We start from the raw sequence: 6,596 nt of genomic DNA, 5'->3' as shown, positions 1-6,596 counted from the left end.
GCCGTCAACACCGCGAACTGCGGACCCGTCAACGCCGCATCCACCAACCGCACCCACGCCGCCACATACGCCTGATACAACCGCCGCACCTGATAACCGGGGGCGGCCGACAGGGCTATGGGCGGCGCCTCCGCCCGTACCGGGGAGGGGTCAGCCATGGGAGGGCCCTGGCGCGTGCTCGGCCCGGCCGGCGGCGACGTAGGCGAGCGCTTCGCGCAGCAGCTTCAGCGCGGCGGGCGGGTTGTCCCAGAACACCATGTGTCCCGTTTCCGGCACCGGCATGAACCGGGCGTCCGGGTGAGTGTCCGTCAGCTCCCTTACGCCTTCGGCTGTTACTACGGGGCTCTGCTCGCCGTAGAGGAGCACCACCGGGGACGGCACGCCGGGCCACCAGTCGAAGAAGTCCTCCGACTCGAAGCCGCGGTGGGTCGCGGCGACGGCCTGTTCGCCGCAGCTGGAGAGCCAGCGTGCCCGCAGCTCCTGCTCCCGGCGCGGCCACCGGGGCCACGAGCGGGCCACCTCGTCGGCGTCCGTTCCCCGCACCGCCTGCTCCAACTGGCCCAGGAACACGGGCAGTGAGGTCGGGTACGGGTCGCGGCCGGTGCCGCTCAGCGGCGGGTCGACGGCGACGACGCCGCCCACGGGCACCCTGGCGCGTACGGCGGTCACCGCCGCGATCCGGGCTCCCATCGAGTGGCCGAAGAGCAGCGGCCGGTCCAGTCCCAGGCCCGAGATGACGGCTTCGGCGTCGCGCGCGTACGTCGTGATGTCGTAGGCGTCGCCGTCGCCGCCGTCGGAGAGGCCGCGACCGCGCACGTCGAGTACCACCGGCCGTACTAGTTCGGTCAGTTCACGGGCGACGAAGTCCATCGTGATCGCGGGGCTGGTGATGCCGGGCAGGACGAGGAGCGGTACGCCGTCGCCGCCGTAGTCGAGTACGTGCAGGCGCAGCGCGCCGGAGCGGACCCAGCGGCTGGTGGCCGGGGCGTCGGCGAGATCGGCGAGCGCGGGCTGTCCGAGGGACCGTGGCGACACGGGGACTCCTCCAGGTGATGGCGGATCAGGTCAGTGGCTGACCAGAAGTCAGGTCAGTGGTCGGCGAGGCGTCGGTTTCCGAGCGCCCGTCAGGTGTGCGGCAGGCCACGGAGGTAGTCGAGCGCGTCGGACAGGTCGATGACGTCTCCGTACTTGGCGTCGATGTCGAACAGCGCCGCCTCGTGCGGGCCTTGGGCCCGGTCGCCCGCGCACTCGCGCGGCACCAGCACCGGGAATCCGCTCTGCACGGCGTCGACGGCGCTCGCCCGCAGGCAGCCGCTGGTGGTGGCCCCGCACAACACGACCGTGTCGCAGCCGGCCGCCACGAGGTTCGCGGCCAGCGAGGTGCCGAAGAACGCGGAGGCGCCCTTCTTCACCACCACGACGTCCTCGGGCTCGCGGGGCAGCCGGGGATCGAGGGCCACCGCCTCGCTGCCCTCGGTCAGCACGCGCAGGCCGGGGGCCTTGTCGAGCCAGGTGACGGAGCGGCCCGCGGCCTCGGCCGGGGTGTAGGAGATCACGGTGTAGAGCACCGGCGCCCCGGCCGCGCGGACGGCCCGTACGAGCGTCGCGGTCGACTCCACCACGTCGGTGAGGTCGGCGCCGCACGCGAAGCGGTCCTCGGTGAACCCTCGGGTGAGGTCCACGACGACGAGGGCGGGGCGGCTGCCGCGCCGTACGGCCGCGCCGAAGCCCGCGCGCTCGTACGTACGGTCGGTCTCGGGTCCGTACCGGCCGGCGCTCATCGCGCGCTCCGGACCGGGTGGCAGCAGTGCCTCTCGCGGGTCAGGACGCGGCCGAGGAGCCAGCCTTCGAAGAGGCCGAAGGCGAAGGCGGCGGCGGGCGGCCCGTACTTGGCCAGCGCGGGGCCGACGATCATCGAGACGCCGTTCAGCTCGCTCTGCCCGGCGAAGGCGGGCTGCCGCGGCAGAGCGGCTCCGGCGACCCCGGCGGGAGCGCCCGGAGCGGAAGCGGTCCGGGGCGCTACGGCCGCCGCCGATGCCTCCACGCGGCCCGCCGCGCGGTCCTGGTCGAGCAGGGTGCCGAGGTTCTGGGCGAACTGTTCGAGGATCTTGCCCGAGACCGTGGCCACCGCGCCCTTCCCGAACTGGGCGATCTTGCCGCGGATGACGAGGTCCGTGGTCAGCTCCAGCCGCGCGCCCTCGGGGGCCTCGGTCACGGCGAGCTCGACGAGCGCCTCCGCGTCGCCGCTGCCGTGCGTGTCGGCCCCGCGGGCCTGGACGCGCAGCCGGCGGGCGTCGGCGTCGCTCTCCAGGAAGCGGACGGTGCCCGCGTACGAGGCCGTGATCGGGCCGACCTTCACCCGCACCGTGCCCTGCCAGGCGTCGCCGTCGCGGCCGTCCAGGGCGGCGCCCGGCATGCAGGAGGCGACCCTTTCGACGTCGTTGACGAGGGCGAACACCTCGTCCGGGGCCGCCTTCACCGGCACCGTGTGGTTCAGCTGCATGGATTCTCCTTCCGCCGCCCGGCGGCGGCGCGGTTGCGCGGGGTGCGGTCGTACGGGGCGCGGTCAGTCGCCCTGCGCGCGGACGGCGGCAGGGGCGAGGGCGGCGGCCCGGCGGCGGGCGGCGCAGTCGTCGATGGCCTCGACGATGGTCTGGTAGCCCGTGCAGCGGCACAGGTTGGAGGCGACCACCTCGCGGATCTCCTCCTTGGTCGCGTCGGGCCGCTCCGCGAGGAACCCCTCGGCGAGCATCAGGAATCCCGGCGTGCAGAAGCCGCACTGGAGGCCGTGGTGGTCGCTGAACGCCCGTTGCAGATCGCTCAGTTCGCGGCCGTCGGACAGCGACTCCACGGTGCGGACGCGCGCGCCCTCGGCCTGCGCGGCGAACATCAGGCAGGACCGTACGGGCGCGTCGTCGAGCAGCACCGTGCAGGCGCCGCAGATGCCGTGTTCGCAGCCGACGTGGGTGCCGGTGATCCCCAGGTCGTGGCGGAGCGCGTCGGCGAGGGTGCGGCGGGGCTCGGTGAGGATCTCGTACTGCTCGCCGTTGACGTGCAGGCCGATGAGCTGCTGGTGCTGCGGGTGGTGGGTGGTGTCGCTCATCGGGCGCGCTCCAGGCGGGTCTGTTCCGAGTGGGTCTGTTCCGAACGGGGGTGTTCCGGTCGAGGCCGTGCCGCCGCGGTCCGCTCCAGGGCGCGGGCGACCGTCTCGGGGGTGACGGGGGTGGAGTCGAGTTCGACGCCGGTGTGCAGCAGGCCGTCGTTGACGGCGTTGAGTACGGCGGCGGGCGCGCCGATGGTGCCGCCCTCGCCCGCGCCCTTGGCCCCCGTCTCGGTGAAGGCGCAGGGGGTTTCCAGGTGCGCGACGGTGATGTACGGGATCTCGTGGGCGGTGGGGACCTTGTAGTCCATGAAGCTGGTGGCGGAGGGTTCGCCCTGGTCGTCGTAGGTGATCTGCTCGAAGAGCGCGCCCGCGATGCCCTGGGCGATGCCGCCGCGCGCCTGGCCCTCGACGACCTTCGGGTTGATGGCGACGCCGCAGTCCTCGACGCAGGCGTAGCGCAGGATCTCCACCTGTCCGGTGCCTTCGTGGAGTTCGACGACGACGCCGTGGGCGGCGTTGGAGAAGGTGCCGTCGTTGAAGACGTCGAAGGTGGCGGTGGCGCTCAGGCCGGGCTCCAGGTCCTTGGGGAGCAGGTGCGCCTTGAGGTAGGCGATGTCGGCGAGCTGCTCGAAGGTGAGCTCCTCGCCGTCCTCGCCTCGCCGTCGTACGAGTCCCCGGCCCAGCTCCGTCTCCTCCGGGGGCACGCCCCACTGGGAGGCGGCGATGTGCCGGAGCCTGTCCCCCAGCTTTGCGGCGGCGAGGCGGACGGCGCTGCCGCCGACGGCGATGGAGCGGCTGGCGAAGGTGCCCCAGCCGTAGGTGACGCGGTCGGTGTCGCCCTGGTGGATACGGACCTTCGCGAGGTCGAGTCCGAGCTGGTCGGCGGCGATCTGGGCCATGGTGGTCTCATGGCTCTGGCCGTGGCTCATGGTGCCGGTGGTGACGACGAGGGCCCCGGTGGTGTCCATCCGGGCCTCGGCGATGTCGTAGCCGGGCACGACCTCCATCTTGCGCTGGGCGAACGCGGTGGAGCCGTAGCCGGTGCGCTCGCTGAAGCAGGAGTAGCCGATGCCCAGGTGGCGGCCCTCGGCGGCCGCGGCGTCGCGCCGCTCGTACCAGCCCTCGTCACGCAGCGTCTTCTCGCACAGGTCCAGCGCCTCGCGGTACGAGCCGGGGTCGTACGTGATGTTGTTGACGCCGGTGTAGGGGAACTCGGTGATGAGGTTGCGGCGGCGCAGCTCGACGGCGTCGATGCCCAGCTCGCGGGCGGCCCGTTCGAAGAGCCGCTCCATGACCATCACGTACTGGGGGCGGCTCACGCCCCGGTAGGGGGCGGAGGGGGCCTTGTTGGTGGTGATGGCGCGGGCCCGGACCCGGTAGGCGGGCACCTTGTAGACGCCGGGCATCTCGGCGGAGGCCATCAGGGGCTCGATGCCGGCGGTGAAGGGGTAGCAGGAGTAGGCGCCCATGTCGCAGACGATGTCGGCGTCGAGGCCCAGGATGCGCCCGTCGGCGTCGAAGGCGGCGCGGGCGTCGTAGTGCTGTTCGCGGGCGAGGAAGGAGGCGGTCAGCGCGTCCTTGCGGTCCTCGGTCCATTTGACGGGGCGGTTCAGGCGCAGGGCCGCCGCGGCGGTGGCGATCTCCTCGCGGCCGACGACGCACTTCTGGCCGAAGCCGCCGCCCATGTCGGGGACGACGACGCGCACGGACCGCTCGTCCAGGCGCAGGCAGCGGGCGGCCACGGTCCGTACCTGGTGCGGGGTCTGACTGGGCGTCTGGAGCAGCAGCTGCTCCTCGCGGTCGTCCCAGCTCGCGACGGCACCGCGGGTCTCCAGGGGCAGGGCGTTCTGGCGGCCGGTGCGGGCCTCGACGGAGACGACGCAGGGCGCGCCGTCGAAGACCGCGTCGATGCCCTCGGTCGCGAACATGGAGACGTCGACCAGCGTGTTGGCCGGGGCCTCGTCGTGTACGAGGGGCGCGCCGGGGGCGAGGGCGTCGGCTTCGCGGATGATGGGCGGCCGGGCCTCGTACGTGACCTTGGCGGCCTCCAGGCCGTCCTCGGCGGCGTACGGGTCGCGGGCCACGACGATGGCCAGCGGTTCGCCCGCGTAGCGGACCCGGTCGCGGGCGAGTACGGGCATGGCGGTGGGGACGTACTCCGAGCGGGGGCGGTCCAGGCGGGCGGTGATGTCGTCGAGGTCCAGGTCGTCGGCGGTGAACGCGGCTACTACGCCCGGCACTTGGCGTACGTCGTCGAGGTCGATGGAGACGACCGTGGCGTGGGCCATGGTGCTGCGGACGAACTGGGCGTGCAGCATGCCGGGGAGGTGGATGTCGTCGGTGAACCGGCCGCGGCCCGTGAGCAGCCGCGGGTCCTCGCGGCGGCCCACGGACGCGCCGATCCAGGCGCTGTCCCGGGTGGGCGTGCTGGTATCGGGGGTTCGGGCTTCGGCGCTCATCGGGCCATCGCCTCCTCGCAGGCACGGGCGACAAGGGTGCGGGTCAGGGCCTTGCGGTAGTGGGCGCTGCCGTTCGCGTCGCCGGGCGGGTCGATGGCGTCGGCGGCCGCCTCCGCGCAGCGGGCGAACGTCTCGGGCCCGGGCGGCCCGCCGCCCAGTGCCTGTTCGGCCTCGGGTACGCGTACGGGCAGCGCGTCGACGCCGCCCAGGGCAACGCGGCCGCCGCTGAGAGACCCGTCCTCCGCGATGTCCAGGGCCACGGCGGCGGAGACGGTGGCAAAGTCCCCCTGACGTTCGGCGAATTCGGTGAGGGCGGCGTGCGGCGCGGGGCGGGGGAAGGTGATCTCGGTGAGCATCTCGTGGGGTTCGAGTGCGGTGGTGTAGTAGCCGTGGAAGAAGTCCTGGGCGGCGATGCGGCGTTCGCCACCCGGTCCGCGGGCGGTGAGTTCGGCGTCGAGGAGGGTGGCGAGCAGGCACCATTCGGCGGTGGCGTCGGCGTGGGCGAGGCTGCCGCCGACGGTGCCGCGGGTGCGGATGGGCAGGTGGCCGATCCAGCGCATGGCGTCGCGGATGACGGCGTGGCCGGGGCCGAGGCGGTCCGGGGGCGCGGTGTGCACGGCGTGATGGGTGGTCAGCGCGCCGACGCGCAGGGCCCCGTCGGCGTCGGTGCGCAGCTCGGCCAGGCCGTCGATGCCGCCGATGTCGATGAGGTGCCGCGGCCTGGCGAGCCGGAAGTTCATCATCGCGACCAGGCTCTGGCCGCCGGCGATGAGTTTCGCCTCGTCACCGAGCTCGGCGAGCAGGCGGGTGGCGCCGTCGACGTCGCGCGCGCGGTGGTAGGTGAACGCGGCGGGCTTCATGGTCCTCCTCTTCGGGCTGGTGGGGCGGTTCGCGCCGGACCGGGGGTGCGCGTCGGGGTGCGCGGGGCGTCGTACGGGCTCAGGGGGGGGTTGGGGCCCGTCGAACCCCCCCGGTTAGTGGGCCCGGCCGCGCCGCGCGGCCGGGCGGGGGGGGGGCCCGCGCGACCCCGGTGG

General features: G+C 73.6%; 6 protein-coding genes and 1 pseudogene. All 7 read right to left on the bottom strand.

The genetic code is table 11. The annotated features are described in order from the left end of the window. Positions 1 to 158: pseudogene (locus ACFU99_RS28120) on the bottom strand (MarR family transcriptional regulator); the annotation flags it as partial. After that, complete coding sequence (locus tag ACFU99_RS28115) at positions 151 to 1,035, bottom strand: alpha/beta fold hydrolase (RefSeq protein WP_384397173.1); 885 nt, start codon at positions 1,033 to 1,035, stop codon at positions 151 to 153. The pseudogene ACFU99_RS28120 and the gene ACFU99_RS28115, both read right to left, overlap by 8 nt. An 89-nt stretch (positions 1,036 to 1,124) precedes the next feature. Continuing rightward, on the bottom strand, positions 1,125 to 1,781 hold the full coding sequence (locus ACFU99_RS28110) for an isochorismatase family protein (protein ID WP_384397170.1): 657 nt from the start codon (positions 1,779 to 1,781) through the stop codon (positions 1,125 to 1,127). Next, a complete protein-coding gene (locus ACFU99_RS28105; RefSeq protein WP_384397167.1) occupies positions 1,778 to 2,503 on the bottom strand; it encodes an SRPBCC family protein in 726 nt (241 codons plus the stop codon). Before ACFU99_RS28105 ends, ACFU99_RS28110 begins: the two co-directional genes overlap by 4 nt. Positions 2,504 to 2,566: 63 nt before the next feature. Then, a complete protein-coding gene (locus ACFU99_RS28100) occupies positions 2,567 to 3,103 on the bottom strand; it encodes a (2Fe-2S)-binding protein (protein ID WP_384397164.1) in 537 nt (178 codons plus the stop codon). Beyond that, complete coding sequence (locus tag ACFU99_RS28095; protein WP_384397161.1) at positions 3,100 to 5,562, bottom strand: xanthine dehydrogenase family protein molybdopterin-binding subunit; 2,463 nt, start codon at positions 5,560 to 5,562, stop codon at positions 3,100 to 3,102. The genes ACFU99_RS28100 and ACFU99_RS28095 overlap by 4 nt, the downstream gene beginning before the upstream one ends. After that, positions 5,559 to 6,422: an FAD binding domain-containing protein gene (locus tag ACFU99_RS28090; RefSeq protein WP_384397159.1), complete on the bottom strand. Its 864-nt coding sequence runs from the start codon at positions 6,420 to 6,422 to the stop codon at positions 5,559 to 5,561. Before ACFU99_RS28090 ends, ACFU99_RS28095 begins: the two co-directional genes overlap by 4 nt. Between the last annotated feature and the right edge of the window lie 174 nt (positions 6,423 to 6,596).

Origin of the sequence: Streptomyces sp. NPDC057654 (assembly GCF_042800135.1) — a bacterium.
Taxonomy (GTDB): domain Bacteria; phylum Actinomycetota; class Actinomycetes; order Streptomycetales; family Streptomycetaceae; genus Streptomyces.
This window is presented reverse-complemented; position numbering and strand designations above follow the sequence as displayed.